At 40.3% G+C, this 20345-nt stretch carries 16 protein-coding genes; 7 read left to right on the top strand and 9 right to left on the bottom strand.

The genetic code is table 11. The features are described 5' to 3' along the window. From QZ019_RS04910 to QZ019_RS04880, 7 genes are all read right to left on the bottom strand, one after another. A partial coding sequence (locus QZ019_RS04910) for an AAA family ATPase (protein ID WP_295482809.1) occupies positions 1 to 873 on the bottom strand: 873 nt, incomplete at its 3' end. 145 nt (positions 874 to 1018) lie between these two features. Continuing rightward, on the bottom strand, positions 1019 to 2485 hold the full coding sequence (locus QZ019_RS04905) for a cytosine permease (RefSeq protein ID WP_294565344.1): 1467 nt from the start codon (positions 2483 to 2485) through the stop codon (positions 1019 to 1021). A gap of 23 nt (positions 2486 to 2508) precedes the next feature. Further along, a complete protein-coding gene (locus tag QZ019_RS04900; protein WP_295482806.1) occupies positions 2509 to 3459 on the bottom strand; it encodes a PfkB family carbohydrate kinase in 951 nt (316 codons plus the stop codon). 2 nt (positions 3460 to 3461) lie between these two features. Then, entirely contained in the window at positions 3462 to 4466 is a 1005-nt protein-coding gene (locus QZ019_RS04895; protein WP_295482805.1) for an ADP-ribosylglycohydrolase family protein, read from the bottom strand. A gap of 13 nt (positions 4467 to 4479) precedes the next feature. Then, positions 4480 to 5175 carry a GntR family transcriptional regulator gene (locus QZ019_RS04890; RefSeq protein ID WP_295482802.1) on the bottom strand — a complete coding sequence of 232 codons (696 nt, stop codon included), beginning with the start codon at positions 5173 to 5175 and terminating at the stop codon, positions 4480 to 4482. 187 nt (positions 5176 to 5362) lie between these two features. Further along, positions 5363 to 7504: a ferrous iron transport protein B gene (gene feoB / locus QZ019_RS04885; protein ID WP_295482800.1), complete on the bottom strand. Its 2142-nt coding sequence runs from the start codon at positions 7502 to 7504 to the stop codon at positions 5363 to 5365. A gap of 1 nt (position 7505) precedes the next feature. Continuing rightward, the gene (locus tag QZ019_RS04880) at positions 7506 to 7730 is read right to left on the bottom strand and encodes a FeoA family protein (protein WP_295482798.1); all 225 of its coding nucleotides are present in this window, start codon (positions 7728 to 7730) and stop codon (positions 7506 to 7508) included. A gap of 748 nt (positions 7731 to 8478) precedes the next feature. Here QZ019_RS04880 and QZ019_RS04875 point away from each other — a divergent pair. Next, a complete protein-coding gene (locus QZ019_RS04875; protein WP_009142371.1) occupies positions 8479 to 10260 on the top strand; it encodes a DUF262 domain-containing protein in 1782 nt (593 codons plus the stop codon). 603 nt (positions 10261 to 10863) lie between these two features. On the opposite strand, the gene QZ019_RS04870 is transcribed toward QZ019_RS04875, so the two are convergent. Then, complete coding sequence (locus QZ019_RS04870; RefSeq protein WP_009142368.1) at positions 10864 to 11694, bottom strand: hypothetical protein; 831 nt, start codon at positions 11692 to 11694, stop codon at positions 10864 to 10866. A gap of 157 nt (positions 11695 to 11851) precedes the next feature. Next, the gene (locus tag QZ019_RS04865; RefSeq protein ID WP_295482792.1) at positions 11852 to 12766 is read right to left on the bottom strand and encodes an AEC family transporter; all 915 of its coding nucleotides are present in this window, start codon (positions 12764 to 12766) and stop codon (positions 11852 to 11854) included. A gap of 186 nt (positions 12767 to 12952) precedes the next feature. Between QZ019_RS04865 and QZ019_RS04860 the strand changes: the two genes are divergently transcribed. From QZ019_RS04860 to QZ019_RS04835, 6 genes are all read left to right on the top strand, one after another. Beyond that, complete coding sequence (locus tag QZ019_RS04860; RefSeq protein WP_294565365.1) at positions 12953 to 13840, top strand: patatin-like phospholipase family protein; 888 nt, start codon at positions 12953 to 12955, stop codon at positions 13838 to 13840. A 154-nt stretch (positions 13841 to 13994) separates the two neighbouring features. Beyond that, positions 13995 to 15401 (top strand): NADP-dependent phosphogluconate dehydrogenase, encoded by a 1407-nt coding sequence (gene gndA / locus QZ019_RS04855; protein ID WP_295482790.1) that lies wholly within the window; start codon positions 13995 to 13997, stop codon positions 15399 to 15401. Positions 15402 to 15484: 83 nt separating this feature from the next. After that, positions 15485 to 16360 (top strand): MurR/RpiR family transcriptional regulator, encoded by an 876-nt coding sequence (locus tag QZ019_RS04850; RefSeq protein ID WP_295482788.1) that lies wholly within the window; start codon positions 15485 to 15487, stop codon positions 16358 to 16360. Positions 16361 to 16495: 135 nt separating this feature from the next. Continuing rightward, positions 16496 to 17488 (top strand): ATP-dependent zinc protease, encoded by a 993-nt coding sequence (locus QZ019_RS04845; protein WP_295482786.1) that lies wholly within the window; start codon positions 16496 to 16498, stop codon positions 17486 to 17488. 27 nt (positions 17489 to 17515) lie between these two features. Then, positions 17516 to 19162: an inactive transglutaminase family protein gene (locus tag QZ019_RS04840; RefSeq protein ID WP_294565376.1), complete on the top strand. Its 1647-nt coding sequence runs from the start codon at positions 17516 to 17518 to the stop codon at positions 19160 to 19162. Positions 19163 to 19171: 9 nt separating this feature from the next. Continuing rightward, positions 19172 to 20164, top strand: coding sequence for an alpha-L-glutamate ligase-like protein (locus QZ019_RS04835; RefSeq protein ID WP_294565379.1), 993 nt, complete (start codon positions 19172 to 19174; stop codon positions 20162 to 20164). Positions 20165 to 20345: the final 181 nt, after the last annotated feature.

Here is a 20345-nt window from a genome sequence, read left to right as displayed (position 1 = left end):
GCTTAAAAAGTTTAATATCGACCACGGATTGTAAACATGATGTTCGCATTCCTCATCAAAAGAGTATCCGTCATAATTATTTTTAAGCTCGTTTAAAATGATCTCATATGTATATTTATCTGTTTTTTCTTTTTCATTTAATGCAACCGCCGCATTCTTAATATAATCTCCAAAATAATGCTCAAGCTCTTCTTGCGTGTAACCGACAATTGCGCCATACGTCGGATTGAAGCTTATATCTTTAATATTGTTAAAAGCCGAGAATATCGAAGTATTTGAATAACGGGTTACACCGGTAATAAAAATAAATCTGAATTTGCTCGAGTAAAATTTAACTGTTAAGAAAAACTCGGATAATACACTTCTTCTTTTCTCAAATTCCTCTTTATCAGCCATCGCCGCAGTTAATGGGGCATCATATTCGTCAATTAACAGTACATACTGATTATCCGTGTTATGTTTTAAAAATAACTGTAAGTACGTAGCAGCACTATATAAAACTGGTTTTAAATTTTCGTTTGTTGCTTCACACGCAATTTTTAATTGAGTAAGTAAAGCTTCTTCAAAAGATTTTTGCGTATTTTCTTTAATTAAAGACAGGTCTAAATGAATTACTTTATAAGTTTTATCATTCCATAAACCTTCAGTACCAATCTTAAGATCTTTGAATTTTTCAAGACCGTTTGAGAAAAGCTCTTGAAAAGTGCTTACTAAGGTTGACTTACCGAACCTGCGCGGTCGGGATAAAAAGATCGGAGCATCAAATCTTGCTAAATTAGCAATGAGATCTGTTTTATCAACATAAATCTTAGATTTAGCAACAAAGTCGCTAAATGAAGTAACGCTAAGCGGTAGTTTGGTAATGTCAATCATCTACAAAACTCTTGTATTACTTATGTATCTATCAGATCAATTGTACTTCAAGAAGTGCTAAAACACTGTTTGACAAAACAAAACGCAACAAAAAAGGCAGAAAGGAACTACTCTCTGCCCTAAGTGTTAATTAGTGTCGTACCTGTTATTTAGAGATTACGGGTTCAACTTTAATCTTTAATACGTAAGTTAAAACAGCGTAAATTAAAGCACCGCTTATCATGGCAACGATAAGACCGATATTAGCGGTAGCGAATACGCTGTTCTTTAACTCATCGCTTAAAAGGAATGAAGTGATATAAGCGATGTAAGGATCGGATGAAGTAATGGTACCTAAACCGATAAAAGTTGCGATTCCTAAGGATAAAAGCGCCGTCCAGCGTCCGTCACGACCGCCCTGTCCGTAAGGATTGACCATTGCCACATTCCAGCCTAAAGCCTTTTGACGCAGCATATCAACAATCTCAATAGCGCCCCACGATCCCATAATAACGGAAATCGTAGCGAGGAAAGAAGAGAAAGTAGACAGGAAGGAGTCTGAAATAAAGGTCAGATAGAAGCAACCCAAAGCGATAATGACCGCATTTAACAATGTGGTGGCAGCGCGGCTTAAAGGCACGCCCATAGCCAAGAGCGCAAGGCCTGAGCTGTATACTCCGGTCATGCCCGCTGAAATCAAGGAAATAATGATTACGATTGAAAAAGGCACATAAAACCAGAAAGGCAGAATTCCGGTCAAAGCGGCAAGAGGCTCATGAGCGGCTTTTTCAACCAAAGCTTCATTTCCGGCTCCGAGCATTACACCTAAAATAAGGAGTACGGATACTGGAAGAGCAATTCCTAAGGTAGTCCAGAAAATAACCCCGAAAGCGCCGGTATTACGCGGCAGATAACGTGAATAATCACCGCCGTAATTTAAAAAGCCCAAACCGACCATGGTCATAGCCAAAACGACGCCGCCCAAAAATACGCCGATACTTCCTGAAGGCTTATCGCCTAAGATTGCAAAATCAATATTAGGAATAAAGAAGAACAAGTAGATAAGCGTCATTATGCCGGTAATAACGGCAATGTACTTCTCTACTTTAACAATCATGTTATATCCATATACGGCTCCTGCCATGGTAAGCACGATAACTACGGCAAAGGAAATCAAAAGACAGAAAGTCGTAGGATAGCCTGATTCCTGCTCAAAAAACGGCAGCAAATTAGACAACAGATCGGCAAGGGTAGTAGAAGCCATGGAAAGCATGGTAACTTTCCAGCCCATATTAGCTACATAACCGAAAAAGGTCGGGATTTTATTGCCATGATAACCGAAGGCAAAACGAGACTGCGCTAATGTAGGAAGACCGGTACGCACGCTGCCTACGGCAAGAATTCCTACTAAGGAGCAAGACAGAAAATATCCCAAAACTCCGGCCACCATCGCCTGCCAAACCGACAAGCCGAGGCTTAAAACATAAATACCGCAGGTAATACCGAAAATAGAGATATTCCATGAAAACCAAATCGGAAACAATCCTGACGGTTTGCCGTAACGTTCGTTGTCAGGAATAGGATTAATTCCGTTAACTTCAATTTTAGAGGCTAAAGCGTTATTTTCGCTCATTTTATTTTCCTCACAAATTTACCTTACAAAGTTTCATTGAAAAAAGCCGACATCTGATCTGCTGTCGGAGCACAAGCCGCTCCCTGATGTGCCGTGACATAAGCTGCAGTGTAATTTGCAAGTTTTACCGCATCTTCTAAAGCCAAATCGCACATAAGACCGGCAATAAAGCCGCCGGTATGAGAATCTCCCGATCCGATGGTATCTGCCACCTTAACGGATGCTCCCGGTATTAAGCTTACTTGATTATTACAGGCAAGATACGCGCCTTTTGCTCCATCCGTTATAACAGCAGGATTTCCGGTACGCTTGCAAAGCTCAAGCGCCGCCTCATCAGGATAATTTTTTCCGCTCAAAATGCACGCTTCTTTGGCGTTAATGGTGTATATGCAGTTTAGCTTCTCAAAACAGTGCAATTTTTCTGTCGGAATAAATTCAGAACGAGGCCCCGGATCAAATACTAAAAAAGAATCTTTGCGCTTGCGCTTTAAGATCTCAAGCATTACGTCGCCGTTTTCCCCTTCCGCCTGATAACCGGACAAATAGAAATAATCAAAATCAGATAAACAGAACTTATCAAACCACTGTTTCTGCATTCTGCACTCAAGTCCTGACATGGTAATAAAGGTTCTTTCACCGTCAGGTTCGACTATTGAAAGATTCCAGCCGTTATCACCGCAACCGCATACTTGAGATACCTCAAGTGATCGCTTGATAAATTCCTGCTTTACAATCTGGGAAAACATTCCCTCACCCACAGGGAAATACGTAGAACACGGCAAATTAAGTTTTATAAGGACATCCGCGACATTAAAGGCACAGCCGCCAACCTTTCCACCTTGAAAGGCGGCACCTATATCCTCACCTGATTTTGGCAGTCTGTTAACGCTAAGCACCAAGTCGACTACGGCCGATCCTAAAATAAATACTTTATGCTTAGAATTAAGACTACTTAAAATCCCTTTTAACTGCATAATCACTCCTTAATAAAAGAAGTTCTGGCACTGATGATCTTGTCGGCAAGATCGGCAAAATTAATATTATTGGTTTTCTCAAGATAAGAAATCGTATCGCTCTTTACTGAGGACAAACCGTTAAAAGCGCCGCAGATTGCACAAGCCATCGATCCGATGGTATCGGTATCTCCGCCCATGTTGGCACATAAGAATGCTGCTTTTTCGACATCCTGACAATAATAAGCGATGGCTAAAGCTGCAGTTACCGACTCGGAGGTCATGGTTCCTGTTCCGACTAAGTTATACACAAGCAAACTGAACTTATCAGGATCAGCGCAATCTTTTGCCTTATCAAGAACATTTAAGAGTCTGTCTTTAATGGATGCAGCCCAGGTCGGCTCACCTAAAGTTACGGCACAATCAAATGCTTTGCAGATATCATCAAGCATTTCATCATAGTTTCTGCCTGAAAGTCCGCTTGCAACGGCCTGTGCCACCATACTTGCTCCGGCAATTGCCACATCGGTTCCGTGAGTGACCGAGCTTACTTTAGCTACGGTTCTGCATAAACTTTCAGTTTCATCAAAATTAAAGAATGTTCCGACGGGAGCGATGCGCATTGCAGCTCCGTTAGTCAAAGCAGTTTTGGTAAACTTGGTGTAATCCTCTCCTTTTACATGGGCAAGCAATGATGCTTTGGAGCTCGGGCCTAAAAGATTAATTTCAAAACCGTTCATCGATTCGACCCAGGCAATCAAATCTTTAGCCAAAATCGCCACTTCAGGGACACGTCCGTACTTTAACAAATCATCTAATATCACAAGAGCCTGTGAAGAATCGTCAGTATAATGTCCTGCTTTAAAATAACAGGCAACGATATTATCTTCAGGCCCGTCTAAAAAAGTATCTATAGTCCCGAATCTTGATCTTAGCTTTTCACGCGGCCATAATTCCCCCGGAACACCAAAGGCGTCACCGTAAACCATACCGGCCAAAGTTCCTGCAATTTTGTCTTTAAGCGTCATACTATCTCCTCATTTAATGTCCGGCATCCTGCGTAAGTTTAATAATTAACTCAGGTGCGTAAACTATTGAAACCTTCTCAACTAGCCTTCCTTCTCTATCAAAAATAGATTGAACGGCTTTAACCAAGGGTGAACCTTCTGCCACGGCAAAACTCCTTGCTAAAAATTCATCGGCTAAAACGGCAAAAATTTGCGACTCGCCTTTAAAAGGATAAATTCCATACTCTTTGCGCATGGTTTCATACAAAGAAACAACAGAAAAATCAAAGCGATCAATTTGCGGAAAGAGAGAAAGCGGTACTTTTGTATCTTCATAAGTCATAAACTGAATACCGGCAATGCGTTTAATACCGCGAAGGCGCACCAGGTTAAAGTAACTTCCATCGTCAGCTGCCGTTATTTGCGCTTTACATACTTTTGATACCGGAATTTCATGGGCAGATCTCATTCCTTCGGAAAACGAGGCGAAATTCCAAGTCGTTTTTGTTATTTTGCGAATTTGCACGCGATTGCGCCGCCCTTGGCTTTTTGAAAGTAATCCTTCATTAACTAAAAGTTCAAGAGCATGACGTACCGTAGTGCGAGTAACTTGAAACCTTTTGGTAAGTTCCGACTCGCTGGGGAAAACTGCACCGTTTTTGAATTCTCCCTGCATGATTTGCTGTCTAAGTTTTGCAGCTATTGCGGTATATATATTTTCCGATTCCATTTTTATACCGTTAAATCATAACTTGTATATACAAGTTGTAATTATAAAAAACAGCAAAAAATATTCTTAGAGCCGGTTCACAAAATGTTTAATTTAAAATAATTATTAAACTTTCTTTTAAAAGGGTTATAAAACGTAAAAAGCCCGCTAATGCGGGCTCTAAACTAAAACACAATAACTTTGATTATCAGACAGCTTTTACTTTGATACCCATCATCGGCTTTTCTTTTTCAGGACGGAACAACAGGTAAAGAATTGCTGCCAAAAGAACCAATGCAACTACGGTTCCGGCACCAAAAGCCACCTGACCGACGATAAGACCGCCTAAATGATAGATGATAAAGGCGTAAACATAAGCCCAAACCGTCAAATAGACAATGGCAAAAGAAAACATCTTAGAGCTTGACAGCTGACGCTTCATTGCTCCCAAAGCCGCAATACACGGAGTGGAGAACAAGTTAAAGGCAAGGAAGGATAAAGCCGCGGCACTGGTTGAGAACTCACCGTGCAAGGCTGCACCCAAGGTAGCATCATCTTCGGCAACATCAGCACCTACACCAAGAAGTACTGCCAAAGTACCGACAACGTTCTCCTTGGCAAGCAAACCGGTAAAAATTGCGACCGCACACTGCCAGGAGGAGAATCCAAGCGGCACAAAGATAAAGGCAATGGCAGAGCCGATGGCGGCAAGCATTGAATCACCGACTTCAACCATACCAAAGCCTTCGTCGGTAAAGTTAAAGCTTGATAAGAACCAAACCAAGACTACCGTTGAGAAAATGATGGTACCGGCTTTAACGATAAAGGCTCTGCAGCGTAAATAAACGCTTCTTGCGATATTGCCAAGTGTCGGCATATGGTAGTCAGGCAGCTCCATGACAAAAGGAGAAACTTCTTCTTTAAAAGCGCTTTCCTTCTTTAAGATAACGCCGGTAACTATAACCGAAATAATGGCAAGGAAGTAAACACCCGGAGCCACGATGGTTGAATCAGGGAAAAACGCTGCGGCAATCATTGCCAAAATAGGCAGTTTAGCAGAGCACGGAATGAAAGAAGTGGCAATTAAAGTAATGCGTCTTTCATTGATGTTATCAATTGATTTTGATGCCATCATGGCAGGTACAGCACAGCCTGAGGCAATAACCATTGGAATAAAGCAGCGACCTGACAGACCGAAATGACGGAAGATGCGATCAAGAACGAAAGCGACACGGGTCATATAACCGCACTGCTCAAGGAAGGAGAGCAAAATGAACAGCACAATCATCTGCGGCACAAAGCCTAATACCGCACCGACACCGCCTATAACACCGTCAATAATAAGGCCGGACAACCACTCAGGAGCGCTGATGCTGTCAAGGACGTAAGCAGCCCCATTTGTTGCCCACTCACCGAAAATAACGTCATTGGCATAGTCAGTACCCCAGGTACCGATTGTGCTTACGGCAAGGTAGTAAACAACATAGACGATAACGGCAAAAATCGGTAATGCCAGATAACGGTTAGTTACGATATTGTCTACGGCGCGAGAGAAATTCTTGGAGCGATTTGCCGCAGCTTTTACAACGGATGCTTTTACTGCCTCATCAACGAATGCGTAACGAAGCCCCGCAAGCTTGCTTTCCATATCCTGACCGTATTGTTTTTCCAAAACGGCACGGATTTTAACAAGCTCAACCTGCAAAAGCTCATCGGTCATATATTCATGAACATAGACCTTATCATTTTGCAGCAGGCATAAAGAAATAAATTCTTTCTCAAAATCGTTCTTATCTTTTAGATAGGAACCGATTTTTACGACAGCCTCTTTTATTTCCTGCGGATAAATGGTTGCCTTCTGTCTTTGCGGAACATTGTTTAAAGCATTCACCAAATCCTGTACGCCGTCACCGGTTGATGCAGACATCGGGATAACTTTAATTCCGAGTTTTTGCTCCAAGGCATTAACATTGATTTCAATATGATTGTTCTTGGCGACATCCATCATATTTAAAGCAACGATAATGTTTTTATTAAATGAAAGCAGTTCAGCCGTTAAAGACAAACTGCGCTCAAGGTGAGCAGCATCAACTACATTGACGATAAGATCGTAATCACCTGACAACAAATATTCACGGCTAACGATTTCTTCAGGGGAATACGGAGACAATGAATAAAGTCCCGGCAGATCAACTACCTTGGTATCCCCACTTTTTAAAGTACCGACAACTTTATCTACAGTAACGCCTGGCCAGTTTCCTACGTACTGATTGGCTCCGGTTAAGGCATTAAATAAAGTTGTTTTGCCTGAATTCTGATTACCGATAAGCGCTATTTTCTGACAAGCCATATCATTTAACCTCAATTAATTGAGCATCGCTTTTTCTGATGGTAAGTGAGTATCCGCGAACCTCAAGCTCTATCGGATCACCAAACGGAGCTTCGCGCACCAAAGAAACATTTGTATTTAGGGTTAAACCCATATCGAGCAAGCGGCGGCGCAAAGACGTATTCTGTCCGTTAATGCCGGTAATAACGGCATTCTCTCCGGGTTTTAGCGTATCTAGTGTTTTCATAAAAATATCTTAATAGCCATAGATAACAATAATTAGCTTTATACAATATAAATTAGCTAAAGCTAATACAACCATGGTTAGTTTAAGCTTACAAAGGTTGCTTTGCAATAACTTTTTTTAAGTCACAAAATTTTGCACCTTTTTTAAACTGTAAAAGACCTGCTCACCGTATTGAAAAGTAAGATTCCCATGACCTTATGATTTGTTTTATGTCTGTTGTTTGTACTTGCCTAACCCGAAAATTACATTGGAGATGAGTAGCATGGGAAAGTCCAAGCGAACCGGCTATAAAAATATTGATTGGTATAGTATTTATATATCTTCTAGAAAATCCAGATTAAGTTACAGCGTTTTCATTCTGACCGTCTGCCTCAACTTATTTCAGCGTTTGATCCTGATTTATCTTCGATTCCTTACCGCTGTCGACGGGAAGGGTTACCGCGACGGTGATGACAAAACGATACCCTAACTTGTTGTATGTTAAACGACGGCCTTTCGCGTTCCTTTAACAACAGTAGCTGAAATTTGTTTAACCTCCGCAGCAGTCACTGCAGTATTTCATCCGTAAACAGGTTTAAATAAGCATTGACCTTTTAAGAGTGTAAATGGACATACAATGAAGAGACTTCAACTAAACAGGAATTGTATTGCTTGCTAGAGAACTCTTACGCAGGCAGCTGAGCTCAAAGACTGAATATGGTAATATAGAAAATAAATCCAAATAATAAAATTTTAGAAATTAGCAAAAATGGCAACAACAATAAGCGTCAATAAACAAAGTGTAGCAGAACTCTTGAAAACCGGAAGAACTAAACCTTTCATTATTCCTGAATATCAAAGACCGTATGCATGGACTTCTGAACAAGTTGAAACTTTATTTGAAGATATTTGGGAATTTGCCACCACCATCGGCGGATTAGACCGAAATGGCTCATACTTCTTAGGAAGTATTGTTTCATTTGAAAATGAAAATAGTGAACAAGAAATCATAGATGGACAACAGCGCATCACATCGTTGTTTCTGCTTTTACGCGCCATTTATACAAAACTTAACAAAGGAGATGATGTACAAACTGACGCAGCTCAAAATTTCATCCGTCAAATAGAACCTGCTATTTGGCGTACAGACAACCGTACAGGAAAAGTTGATTATAACAATATTCTCCTAACCTCAAGAGTAGTAGACAATGAGGGCAATGAAATATTACGAAACATTCTAAAAGATGGTATGGCCAATCCAGACGCCAACGATAACTACTCTAAGAATTACCTGCTATTCCAAAAGCTATATGACGATCATTGCGCAAAATCACCTTTAAAGGTGTATGACTTTATCTATGCCCTTCTAAATCAGGCTATATTACTCCCCATTTGTGCAGACAGCCAAGACACAGCTTTGACTATTTTCTCTACATTAAACAACAGAGGACTTCCTCTTTCCGATGCAGACATATTCAAAGCTAAAATATACAATAACTTGAAAGACGATGAAAAAGAAAAATTTATCAGTCAATGGAAGGCATTGGAAAAAGAGGCTACAGAAGCACACGAAAGTATTCAACAATTATTTTATTACTACATGTTTTATCTTAGAGCCAAAGAGAATGATGTTAGTTCCACAACACCAGGTGTAAGAAAATATTATTCGACCAATAAATCAGAAAGGCTTTTTGAACCAAATTTAATGGAAAGATTAAAAACAGTACTAAACTTATGGAAAGTCGTAAATACAAATCAAGATATACCAGAAGAAAATTGGGACGATGATGCAAAAATAAGAAAAGCCTTGGACATCTTAACTTCATATCCTAATGAGTATTGGAAGTATCCTGTCATTAATTATTATCTATCGCATCGAAACAGAGAAATGTTCAATACAGAATTCCTTCTATTCCTCAACAAATTGATAGAAGAGTTGATGACTCGATTTTTGCTGTTTCCTAACATTAATGCTGTCAAAAGTGACATCATGAAACTAAATGCAAAGATTATTAATGACCCACACCCTGATTTCGACTTTCGCGAAATAGACAAATCTCTTTTGGAAAGCCAAATACGCGTTCCACATAGAAACATTGTGCGTATGCTCATGAAATGTTACGCATACAATCATCAAGAACAATTATTGCCTGATAATTGGCAATTAGAACATATTCTTCCACGAAAATGGCAAGAATCCTATTTCCCAGATGTGGACGCAGAGAAAGTCTACGAAATGATAGAGCATATTGGAAATAAAACTCCATTTGAACGGAAATTGAATATAATTGCCAGCAACGGCTATTTCAAGAAAAAACAACAGGAATATCAAAAATCGAAAATAGAAGTTACAAAAATATTGATAGCAAGTACAAACAATGACTGGACTTTGGAAAACATTGAACACCGAGATAAAATTGTTGCTACAGAAATAATGCAACTTTTACAGGATTGGGAATCCAATTATCAAAAGAATAGGAGCAACGCCACACTACCAACTGAGGAAGATTTAGCAATGATTGAGAAATTCAAACAAAAAGGATGGATTTAAAAATTACAATATGTAAACTCAGAAAGCTTCATTCTCCTCTTTCATAGAGAGTGTGTAAATGAAAAAGTATGTAACTCCATTTAATGTTTATTAAACATTTTTTAATGGAGTCTTCTTATATGAAAAAAACATTAAGCGCAATCCTGCAGTAGCCACTTGGCTGATCCGACATTAAACACCTGTGTTATTAATAAACCACAGCACAACATAAAAATGTTGATGATTAATGTTGCCAGATGACCGCTGCGCTTAAATTCAACCATAGAAGCTGCCAGGTTCCCATATCATTAAAGAACGACCATATCTTTAACTCAATTTTATTAAAGCCAATCATTAGTCCGCATCGATGCGGTCATTATAGAAAGATCCGACATGCCGCTCTATGGAGTGATGAGAGTCTTACATTAAATAAAGAGCTCCTTAAATTTCAACACTTAAGAAGTCGGTATCAACGGGTTCTCCACGCAGACTCTGCGATTAAGGACTTTTTAAATAGAAAAGAAATAGGTAAACTGCTAATTAAAATAGGCTGAAACTTACAAACAAAAGCCCCGTTACAAAAATTCATAACAGGGCTTAAAAAGTCTGATTTGACTGTTCTAACTAAAAACCGTAGCTTAAGTTGGCATAAAAGCCTACTGAAGGATCGACATCCACGCTGCTTCTTTCATTTCCGCCATGATCGTAATATGTGTATTCACGATCAAAATAGGATTGAATTCCGGCTCGCACCGACATGCCTTTTAAAGGAGTTAAAACCACGCCTCCGGACACGCCGTACCCTTCTTCAAAGACATAACCTTTTTTTAATTTACTTGAATCGTCGCTTAACTGATATAAATCCTTAATGGTAAGGAAAGTTCCTTCAAGCGCCAGCATGCTGTTAAAGCGATAATTAATGCGAGTTGCAGGATAAGCGATTGATCCGGATAAGCCTCTTTCGCTGTCATTACCGATTTTGACGCCTAAAATCGGCAGATATTTGTTGTCAACTTCATTAAACTGTGCATAAGCACCGGCAAAACCGGTAATGCGATCGGTAAAACTGATGGAAATTCCTGCTCGCGGACTTATGGAATAATTGTCGTCAAAATGAAAATCATCTTCAAAGCCTGATGCAAGAGTAAGACCGCCGAAAACACCGAAAGTATCGTTTAAAGCAAAATTATGATGTAAATCCACATAAAGATAATTAAGTGAATCGTACCAGTCAGACGACGATGACGAAAAGTCATAATCAGTACGCTTATAACCTACGGTTACAAAATCATAACCGCCTACTATGTTGTATGTTGAAATACTGACATCGCCTTGGGCTCCGCTTAAATCAGCATCTGAATTATGAGAGCCTGACGCATTCATCCAAAAGGAGGCTTCTGCAGTACCGATAAAGGCAGCAGCTGCAGCCAACGCTAAAACTGAAAATTTTTTCATTTTTACTTAAAACCTGATAGGTAAAAATCAATTGAAACAGTATACAAATGCAATCTTATACAAAACAAATTAATCCGGCTAAAGTGTAAGTAAAAAATAAAAAATCCTGTCAAAGTGCACATGACAGGATCTTCTTAATTTAAGGTTTACCTAAAAATTAAAGCATAATAGCTAACAGAGGGATGGTAAAAACGGACAATAACGTTGTCATGAAAGTACCCTGCGCCATGGTTTTAGTCTCAATACCGTGTTTTAAGCACAGCATCGTTCCATATGATGCAACCGGCATTGCGCATAAAACAACCAAAACATCCGCATATTTTCTGTCAATGGGAGAAATAAGGAAGATGGCATAAATAATTGCCGGAACGATTAAAAGCTTTATAAGGCACATGATGTAGATTCTAGGAGATCCGAACATTGATTTGACCGGAATTCCTGCAAGAGTAGATCCGATAATCAAAAGCGATCCGGGGATGGTAATCGATCCGATAAGCGAGGAACACTGTGCTATAGGATGCGGAACTTTTATCTGAAAGAACACAATGATAATCGAAAGATACGTAGCTGTAAGACATGGTGAAAACAGAATTCTCCAATTAAATCTCGTGGTGGACTTGCCCTGGGTTATAAACAAAACTCCTAATGCAAACACCAGAATATTAAAAGGAATAGTAAGAACGCTGGCGTAAAAAATCGCTTCGGTACCAAAAAGCGATCCGACAACAGGAAAACCTATAAAGTTGATGTTGCCAAAAACATACATAAACTTATAAACACCTGACTCTTCCGGGGATAGGCGCATTAATTTAGTCACCGGAAAAGAAACAGCCACCATAAAGAGCAAGGATAAAGTACCGGCCACGAACACGGGCAGAATATCTTCTCTTTTGGGCAAAGTGTCACCCATTACCGAAGCTAAAATGATAAAAGGTGCGGTAAGATTAATGATAAGCGCGGCAAGACGTCTATCAAACTGCTCATCCATTAATTTGCAGCGATTACATAAAAAACCGACGATAACCAGTAAAAACAATACCGCCATCTGCATGAAAGAATCGATAAAGCTCATGTTAAATCCCGCTTTCTTGAAAAATTCGTGCGCAAATTTTAGCACAAGGCAATTTTTGTAAATTACATCACAAAAAAAATTCCAAAACGGTGATTTTTCATGCGTACTCTACAGACAATTGCGGACTTTTGACTGCAAAAAAATTTTTTACCGTCTACAATATGCATATTGCAAAAGAGGTTGAACATGCAGCAATTTGTGATTTTAAGCATTGACGGCGGAGGCATCCGCGGAGTTTTTGCCGCAAGGCTCCTGGAGCTGTTGCGTTCAAGCAGCAAATTGCCTGCATTTAACTTAATCGCGGGGACCAGTACCGGATCCATAATCGCATCCTGCATGGCGTTAAAAATTGATCCGAGCATTATCGTTTCTTTATACCAGGCTTCCGGATCGATTATTTTTTCCAAAAAATTTTTCTTCGGTCCAAGACTTTTAGAAAAAGCGGTACAAAGCTCTTATGACAACGGACGCTTAAAAGCGGTACTGCGTCAGGTTTTCGGCAAAAAGCGGCTAAAAGACGTCAAACTACCGCTGTTAATTCCCACTACCGATCTTAAGGCCGGATCCGGTCATTTGTTTTCAAGCTTTGCAGATGACAACCCCTATCTTTACGAAGCGATATTAGCCTCCTGCAGCGCCCCTACCTACTTTGATCCTACCATTGTCGACGGCAGACTTTTGGCAGACGGCGGTATGTGGGGAAACAACCCTATTTTGTCGGCGATTGCAGTTGCGCGCGATCACTTTAAAGTTCCTTTAGATAAAATCAAGGTAATTTCTTTAGGATCAGGTCATTTTTCCGGATTCTACGACGATGAAAACAAACGCTGGGGACTTATAAACGGCTGGAAAATAAGAACTCTTACCGAGTTTTTAGCGTCATTGCAGTCAGAAGCAACCAACCAAATTGCCAAAAGACTTTTAAAACCCGAACAGCTTTTACGCCTTAACTTTAAATCAGATACTCTTATAAGCCCTGACGAGTTCGATAAAACCGAAGATCTCATGCAATTTGCAGATGAGCTCTACATCACAGAAAAAAGTCGAATTGATAACTTTTTAAATCCGCTTTAAATCAAGCTTTGTATAAAGTCCTCTTTTTTGTTGATCTGTTTGGCGAAACGCTAAAATTGATATAAACATTTCATTAAATTTAGATTAAATTGACGTCATTCCATCAAAATTAATATTGAAAATCCAAATTAATACACTATTAAGGAGTTTTCTCATGGGGCACAATGATATCGCTTTAATCGGTCTTGGCGTTATGGGCAGCAATCTTGCATTAAATATTGCTGATCACGGTTATAAAATTGCCGTTTACAATTACACTGCGGATTTGGTAGAAAAATTCCAAAAAGAAACCCCGCATGAAAATGCCGAAGCTTTTACTGATATAAAAGCTATGGTAGCAAGCCTTAAAGTCCCGCGTAAAATCATTATCATGGTAACTGCTGGCAAGCCGGTTGACGCCGTTTTACATTCCCTCGACGGTCTTATTGAAAAAGACGATATCGTAATGGATCTCGGCAACTCAAACTTCGAGGACACAAGAGCCCGTTCCCTTGAACTTGCCAAAAAAGGCATAATCTACGCTGGCGTCGGAGTTTCAGGAGGAGCAGCCGGTGCTCGTAAAGGCCCTGCTATCATGCCGGGCGGTACGGAGCAAAGCTATGGACTTGTCGGTAAAATCCTTGAAGATATTTCAGCCAAAGCATCTGACGGCAAACCGTGCTGTGCCTACATGGGAACAGACGGCGCCGGACACTTCGTTAAGATGGTGCACAACGGTATTGAATATGCCGACATGCAGCTTATCGCTGAAAGCTATTTACTGTTAAAACGCCTCGGTAATTTTTCAAATGATGAACTTGCCGATATTTTCAGCCGTTACAACGAAGGAGAGCTTAAGAGCTATTTAATCAGCATCACCTCGAAGGTTCTTGCCGAAAAAAATCCCTATGCCCCGGGCTCGCTTGTCGATGACATCAAAGACAGCGCCGGACAAAAAGGTACCGGCAAATGGACTGCGATTTCAGGTTTTAATTTAGGTGTCGATCTAAGCTTAATCGACAGCGCCTGCAACTGCCGCTTCAGCAGTGCCGAGCCTGAAGTACGCTCCTTGCGTGAAGATGCTTTTGTCAAACCTATTTCAGTAAATATTGATAAAGAAGAGCTTATCGATATTGTCGAAAAATGCCTCTATCTTGGCAAGATTGCCGCTTATGCCCAAGGTTTTGCTTTATATAAAGCCGGATCAGATGCTTACAATTGGAATTTAAGATTGGGTAAAATTGCCGAAATCTTCCGCGGCGGCTGCATCATTCAGGCAAAATTCCTAAACGATATCACTAATGCTTTTGCCGCAGATCCTGAGCTTAAAAACCTGATTGACGCTCCTTTCTTTAAGGAAAAAATCAATAAGTGCCTGCCCTCTGCCCGTAAAGTCGCAGCTTTAGCCGTAGCCACCGGAATACCCGTACCGACTTTCATGCAGGCTATAAGCTATATCGACACCATGTCCACCCCGATTGTCGGCGCCAACTTAATCCAAGGACTGCGCGACTATTTCGGTGCCCATACCTTTACCCTGGTTCACAACGGAGAAACCATTCATCACAATTGGAGCAATTAATATAAAGCCGCTAAAGAAGATCCCTAAAAAGGGATCTTCTTTATAATCTTTAAGTAAAAGCACGATAATTTTAAGGAACCCTTATGCCAAACGAAAAAAAATATGCTTACGTTCTGCATGATAATACTTTGGCAATCAGCTTATTTTCAGCAAACTCAAGACTTTTTACCAAGGCAGATATAAAAATCGCCAACTATATAAGTGCCAATCTTAATCATTTTTTACAAATGACAATTTCCGATCTGGCAAATGCCACTTCGGTATCTGAAATCACCATCTCACGCTTTTGTAAAAAACTCAATCTTGCGGGACTTCAATCCCTTAAAATCGTGTTTGCCGGAGCTGACAGCGTTAATACTTTTGATAAAAACATTTCAAATAACGATAACTGTCAAAGCATAAGCCATAAAATATTTCAGAATATTTCAGACGGTTTAAACAACACGCTTAAACTTTTAAATTTTAATGCCCTTGATCGCAGTGCCTTGCTTATCAGCAAAGCCTCACGTCTTATCTGTTTTGGCTACGGAAACTCGGCAACCGTCTGCAGCGATATCGCCACCCGCTTCGTGCGCCTGGGTATTTCTTGCGAATTTTCAGCAGATCCGCATCAACAGGCTACATTATCAGCATGTTCAACTAAAGACACTTTGGTTCTTGCCGTATCTTATACGGGAAGCTCTGTTGATCTTTTAAACAATTTACAAATAATAAAAGAAAACGGCGGCAAAATTATCCTGATAACAAGCCATACTCTATCTCCTGCGTCAAAAATAGCCGACGAAGTGTTGATAGGCGTAGGACCTGAAGTAAAAAACAACTCGGAAGCATCCGTTTCACGCTTAATCCACATGGCTATAAATGATGTTCTTTACACTAAAGTCTCCATGTTGAAAAAAGAAACTTTTGAAAAGAACATGAGTAAGATGCGGCAAAGCATCGCTAAGCTAAAGTCCTAAAAAACTTTAACTTTTTAAACGATTTTAAAAGAAAGCTAATTTTTTTCTATCTTTCTTAGGTTAGACTTTGCGTAGTAAAATATCGCATATAAAAAGTGCTACATTGCTAGCCGTGATCATTTTAACGAGGCTTAGATGTTAAACCTATTAAAAATCGTCGTTTTATCATCATGTATAACCGCTTTTACCGCTTATGCCGCTGATACGGCAGCACTTGATAAAACCAACAACCGCTTAACTGAAATATCCGGCGTTATGCAAAGCATCAATGAAGAGCTTAACAGCCAGCGTGCCAATATCCGTTCCTTAAAATCAAGAATTGACGCCGACCAAAAAGAAGATAAAGCTTTTCGCAATACGATTTTGCGTGAATTAAGACAATTGCGTCGTCAAAATGAGACCTTAGCCTACACTCTTATGAAAGATAAAAATAAAGCATCTTCAAACAATAAAGAAGGAACAGTAAGCGTAAAAGGATCTTCTTCAAACTCAACTCCCGACGGGAAAATGATTTTCGGTGAAGATGAGTTTATCTATGTAAAAGAAGCCAACGCTTATATCGATGCCAGAATCGATACCGGTGCTGCAGTTTCCTCTATCAGCGCTACCGACATAACCGAATTTGAGCGCAACGGTAAAAAATGGTATCGTTTCACGCTTGCCGCCAATGACCGTTTCATTGAGATGGAAGCACCCCATGTCCGTTATTCTGAAATTCGTCAGTCATCAAAAGACACAGTAACCAAGCGCCCTGTCGTAAGCCTTAACATTAAAATCGGCGATTACTCCGCCGCTTCGGAATTTACTCTTACTGACAGAAGCAAAATGCAGTACGCATTACTTATCGGACGCACATTTATTCAGGACATTGCTGTTGTGGATGTCTCAAGACAGCATATATTTGAACGCGAAAATAATGTACTGGTGCTTTTAAACCGCGACGCATACAATGCGGCCAAAGATAAAGGCATCAATCCTAATGCTGAGTTTGATAAACAAAATATCAATGAATCGGCAGGGAAGATTGCATATCCTGCCGATAACGGATCCAATCTTGGCGATGATGCTGAAAAAGCTTTGCCTCCGGTCATTGACAAGCGAAATGCAGCCAATCAAGAGAAAAAATAAATTCTAAAATTTTAAAGGACATTCATCATGGTATCACGCGGCGTTTTTTACATCGTTACCGCTATTTTGTTCGTGATCGGCATTGCTTTAATGCTTTATCAGCATATTGTTTTTGAAATTCCTTTTCTGCCCGGACAGCAGCGTACCGTCTGGTCGGTAGAAGCCAAAGTGGAATTCGAGCCGATTGAATCTAACGCCGTCACCGTCAATCTTGCATTGCCGGGAGTCCAGCCAGGCTTTTCACAAATAAAGCAGAACACTTCAAGCATCGGCTTCGGCACCAGCTATATAACAAAGGATAACGCGGCTTACGTACAGTGGACCAAACGTGATCCTTTCGGCTTGCAAACTCTTTATTACCAAGCTGACTTTTTAGTTGATGAAGATTCAAAAGGATCTTCCATGACCGTTCCCGAGCTTTCAAAGAACGTAGAGCCCGAGCCTTATGCCACGGCTATGGGTGAAATCGCCTCTGCTGCCATGTCCCGTTCTTCATCACCTTTCTCATACACGGTGCAAGTCATAAACGAGCTGCAGCGTCAAAAAGAAATAGCCTCTTTACTTTATGCCAAATACTCAAAAGCCCAGCTTCTTACTAAGATCCTTGAAATCGGTCAAATTCCTGCGCGCGTAATTAAAGTCTTAAACCTTGAAGACGGACGCCGCAACCGCGGATTAAGTGATAAAGTAGCTGTTTTTGATAAAACCAACTATGAAATTTTCGACCCGGAAACCGGAAATTCAGGGCTTACTGCAAATGAGCTTATTTGGGTCAACCATGACGGATCAATTCTTGACGTAGAAGGCGGACAAAATGCCCGCATCAGTTTCTCTATGGTAAGCCGCTCCATGCCGGCAAATACCGCAGGAGCCTTAAAAGTTGCCGCTACCCGCGTTCTTGGCGATGACATAGTCTCATTCTCCATTGACAACCTCCCTATTGAAGAGCAGTCAATGTTTAAAAGCATTCTGCTGCTGCCGATAGGCGTTATCATCGTAGTATTTTTACGCATCATTGTCGGTATCAAAACTTCAGGTACTTTCATGCCGGTTCTGATTGCCATGGCATTTTTGCAGACATCTTTAACGGTCGGCTTAATCGGCTTCGTTTCTATCGTGGCAATAGGACTTATCGTCAGATCTTGGTTGTCGCACCTTAATCTTTTACTGGTGGCGCGAATATCGGCGGTTATCATCACGGTGATCGGCATTATCGGTGCCATTGCCTTTATCACTTATAAAATCGGACTTACCGAAGGTATTAAAGTCACTTTCTTCCCGATGATCATTTTGTCATGGACCATCGAGCGCATGTCAATTATCTGGGAAGAAGAAGGTTATAAAGAAGTATTCATTCAAGGCGGAGGATCACTTTTCGTGGCAGTCTGCGCTTATATTGCCATGAGCAGTCTTACCATTGAACATCTGACCTCCAACTTTATCGGTATTCAGTTTATTATCCTTGCACTCGTGCTTCTTATGGGTAATTACACAGGATTCCGTCTTTCAGAATTAAAGCGCTTTAAACCGCTTGCCGACAATATCAATGAATATTCAAACGGTGACAGCACCGAGCTTGAATCAATCAGATTAAAGCGTGAACGCAAAGAATTAAAACAAGAGAAAGCCAAGGGTTTTCCGTCTTTTAAGCATAGCGATAATGATAATAAATAAGAGGTCTTAATGATGATTATCAAAAATCTTTTAAGACCTATTACAGAGCGCTACACAAACCCCATGAATCTTATTAATTTCGGGATCATGGGAATGAATCAGCGTAACGTAAATTATATAGGCCGCTACAATAAAAGAAATCTTTACCCCTTAGTCGACAATAAACTTAAGACTAAAGAGATAGCGCTGAAAAACGGCATTACTACACCTAAACTCTTAGGCGTGATCCGCAATCAGCATGATGTTCAAAACATCGTTGAAATCATCGGAAAGCATAAAGAATTTTGTATAAAGCCGGCTCAAGGATCAGGCGGTAAAGGCATTTTGGTTATTACTTCAAGTACTGGAAAATCTTTTACCAAAGCGTCAGGACAGACGATAAACGCACACGATCTGCGCCGTCACGCATCAAATATTCTTGCGGGCTTATTTTCATTAGGCGGCAAACAGGATATTGCATTAATTGAAGATTTGATTCACTTTGACAGCGTCTTTGACGGATACAGTTATGAAGGCGTACCCGATACCCGCGTCATCGTATTTCAAGGCTTTCCTATCATGTGCATGATGCGTCTATCCACAGCTGCATCAGACGGCAAAGCCAATCTTCACCAAGGCGCTGTCGGAGTCGGGATCTGTGTACGCACAGGAAGAGCGGTACGCGGAGTTCAGCACAACGATCCGATTGAATATCATCCAGATACCCATAAAGATTTATTTAAACTAAGAGTACCGCACTGGGATGAAGTGTTAAGACTCGCCTCATCATGCTATGAAATGTCAGGGCTTGGTTATATCGGAACGGACATTGTGCTTGATAGAGATAAAGGTCCGATGCTGCTTGAGCTTAATGCAAGACCGGGTCTTGCCATACAAATTGCCAATAATGCCGGATTATTGCCAAGATTAAGACTTATTGAAGCACTGCCTAATGCAAAATCCATGAGTGTTGATGAAAAAGTCGAATTTGCCAAACAACATTTCGGCGTTTTTTCACATTAAACCTCATGAGATCTTAAAAAAATCGCGCAATGTAACCTTTTCAAAAAATTGATTGCGCGATAACAAAAAAATTGTAAAACAAATATTTTTATTTAATTGGCTTTTGCCTCTTTAATTTGCTCATCAGTGCAATTTAATCCTTTTTTGATGGTTTGTTCATCAAGACCAATTTTAAGCAAGC

Source organism: uncultured Succinatimonas sp. (genome assembly GCF_905203285.1).
Classification (GTDB): domain Bacteria; phylum Pseudomonadota; class Gammaproteobacteria; order Enterobacterales; family Succinivibrionaceae; genus Succinatimonas.
The sequence above is the reverse complement of the archived record's forward strand: the minus strand, read 5'-3'. Positions and strand labels throughout refer to the sequence as shown.

What these genes read in the sequence shown, in the direction of transcription:
- QZ019_RS04905 (WP_294565344.1), bottom strand. Translation starts at nt 2,485, where the DNA reads ATGAGCGAAAATAACGCTTTAGCCTCTAAAATTGAAGTTAACGGAATT.
- QZ019_RS04900 (WP_295482806.1), bottom strand. Translation starts at nt 3,459, where the DNA reads ATGCAGTTAAAAGGGATTTTAAGTAGTCTTAATTCTAAGCATAAAGTA.
- QZ019_RS04895 (WP_295482805.1), bottom strand. Translation starts at nt 4,466, where the DNA reads ATGACGCTTAAAGACAAAATTGCAGGAACTTTGGCCGGTATGGTTTAC.
- QZ019_RS04890 (WP_295482802.1), bottom strand. Translation starts at nt 5,175, where the DNA reads ATGGAATCGGAAAATATATATACCGCAATAGCTGCAAAACTTAGACAG.
- feoB (WP_295482800.1), bottom strand. Translation starts at nt 7,504, where the DNA reads ATGGCTTGTCAGAAAATAGCGCTTATCGGTAATCAGAATTCAGGCAAA.
- QZ019_RS04880 (WP_295482798.1), bottom strand. Translation starts at nt 7,730, where the DNA reads ATGAAAACACTAGATACGCTAAAACCCGGAGAGAATGCCGTTATTACC.
- QZ019_RS04875 (WP_009142371.1), top strand. Translation starts at nt 8,479, where the DNA reads ATGGCAACAACAATAAGCGTCAATAAACAAAGTGTAGCAGAACTCTTG.
- QZ019_RS04870 (WP_009142368.1), bottom strand. Translation starts at nt 11,694, where the DNA reads ATGAAAAAATTTTCAGTTTTAGCGTTGGCTGCAGCTGCTGCCTTTATC.
- QZ019_RS04865 (WP_295482792.1), bottom strand. Translation starts at nt 12,766, where the DNA reads ATGAGCTTTATCGATTCTTTCATGCAGATGGCGGTATTGTTTTTACTG.
- QZ019_RS04860 (WP_294565365.1), top strand. Translation starts at nt 12,953, where the DNA reads ATGCAGCAATTTGTGATTTTAAGCATTGACGGCGGAGGCATCCGCGGA.
- gndA (WP_295482790.1), top strand. Translation starts at nt 13,995, where the DNA reads ATGGGGCACAATGATATCGCTTTAATCGGTCTTGGCGTTATGGGCAGC.
- QZ019_RS04850 (WP_295482788.1), top strand. Translation starts at nt 15,485, where the DNA reads ATGCCAAACGAAAAAAAATATGCTTACGTTCTGCATGATAATACTTTG.
- QZ019_RS04845 (WP_295482786.1), top strand. Translation starts at nt 16,496, where the DNA reads ATGTTAAACCTATTAAAAATCGTCGTTTTATCATCATGTATAACCGCT.
- QZ019_RS04840 (WP_294565376.1), top strand. Translation starts at nt 17,516, where the DNA reads ATGGTATCACGCGGCGTTTTTTACATCGTTACCGCTATTTTGTTCGTG.
- QZ019_RS04835 (WP_294565379.1), top strand. Translation starts at nt 19,172, where the DNA reads ATGATGATTATCAAAAATCTTTTAAGACCTATTACAGAGCGCTACACA.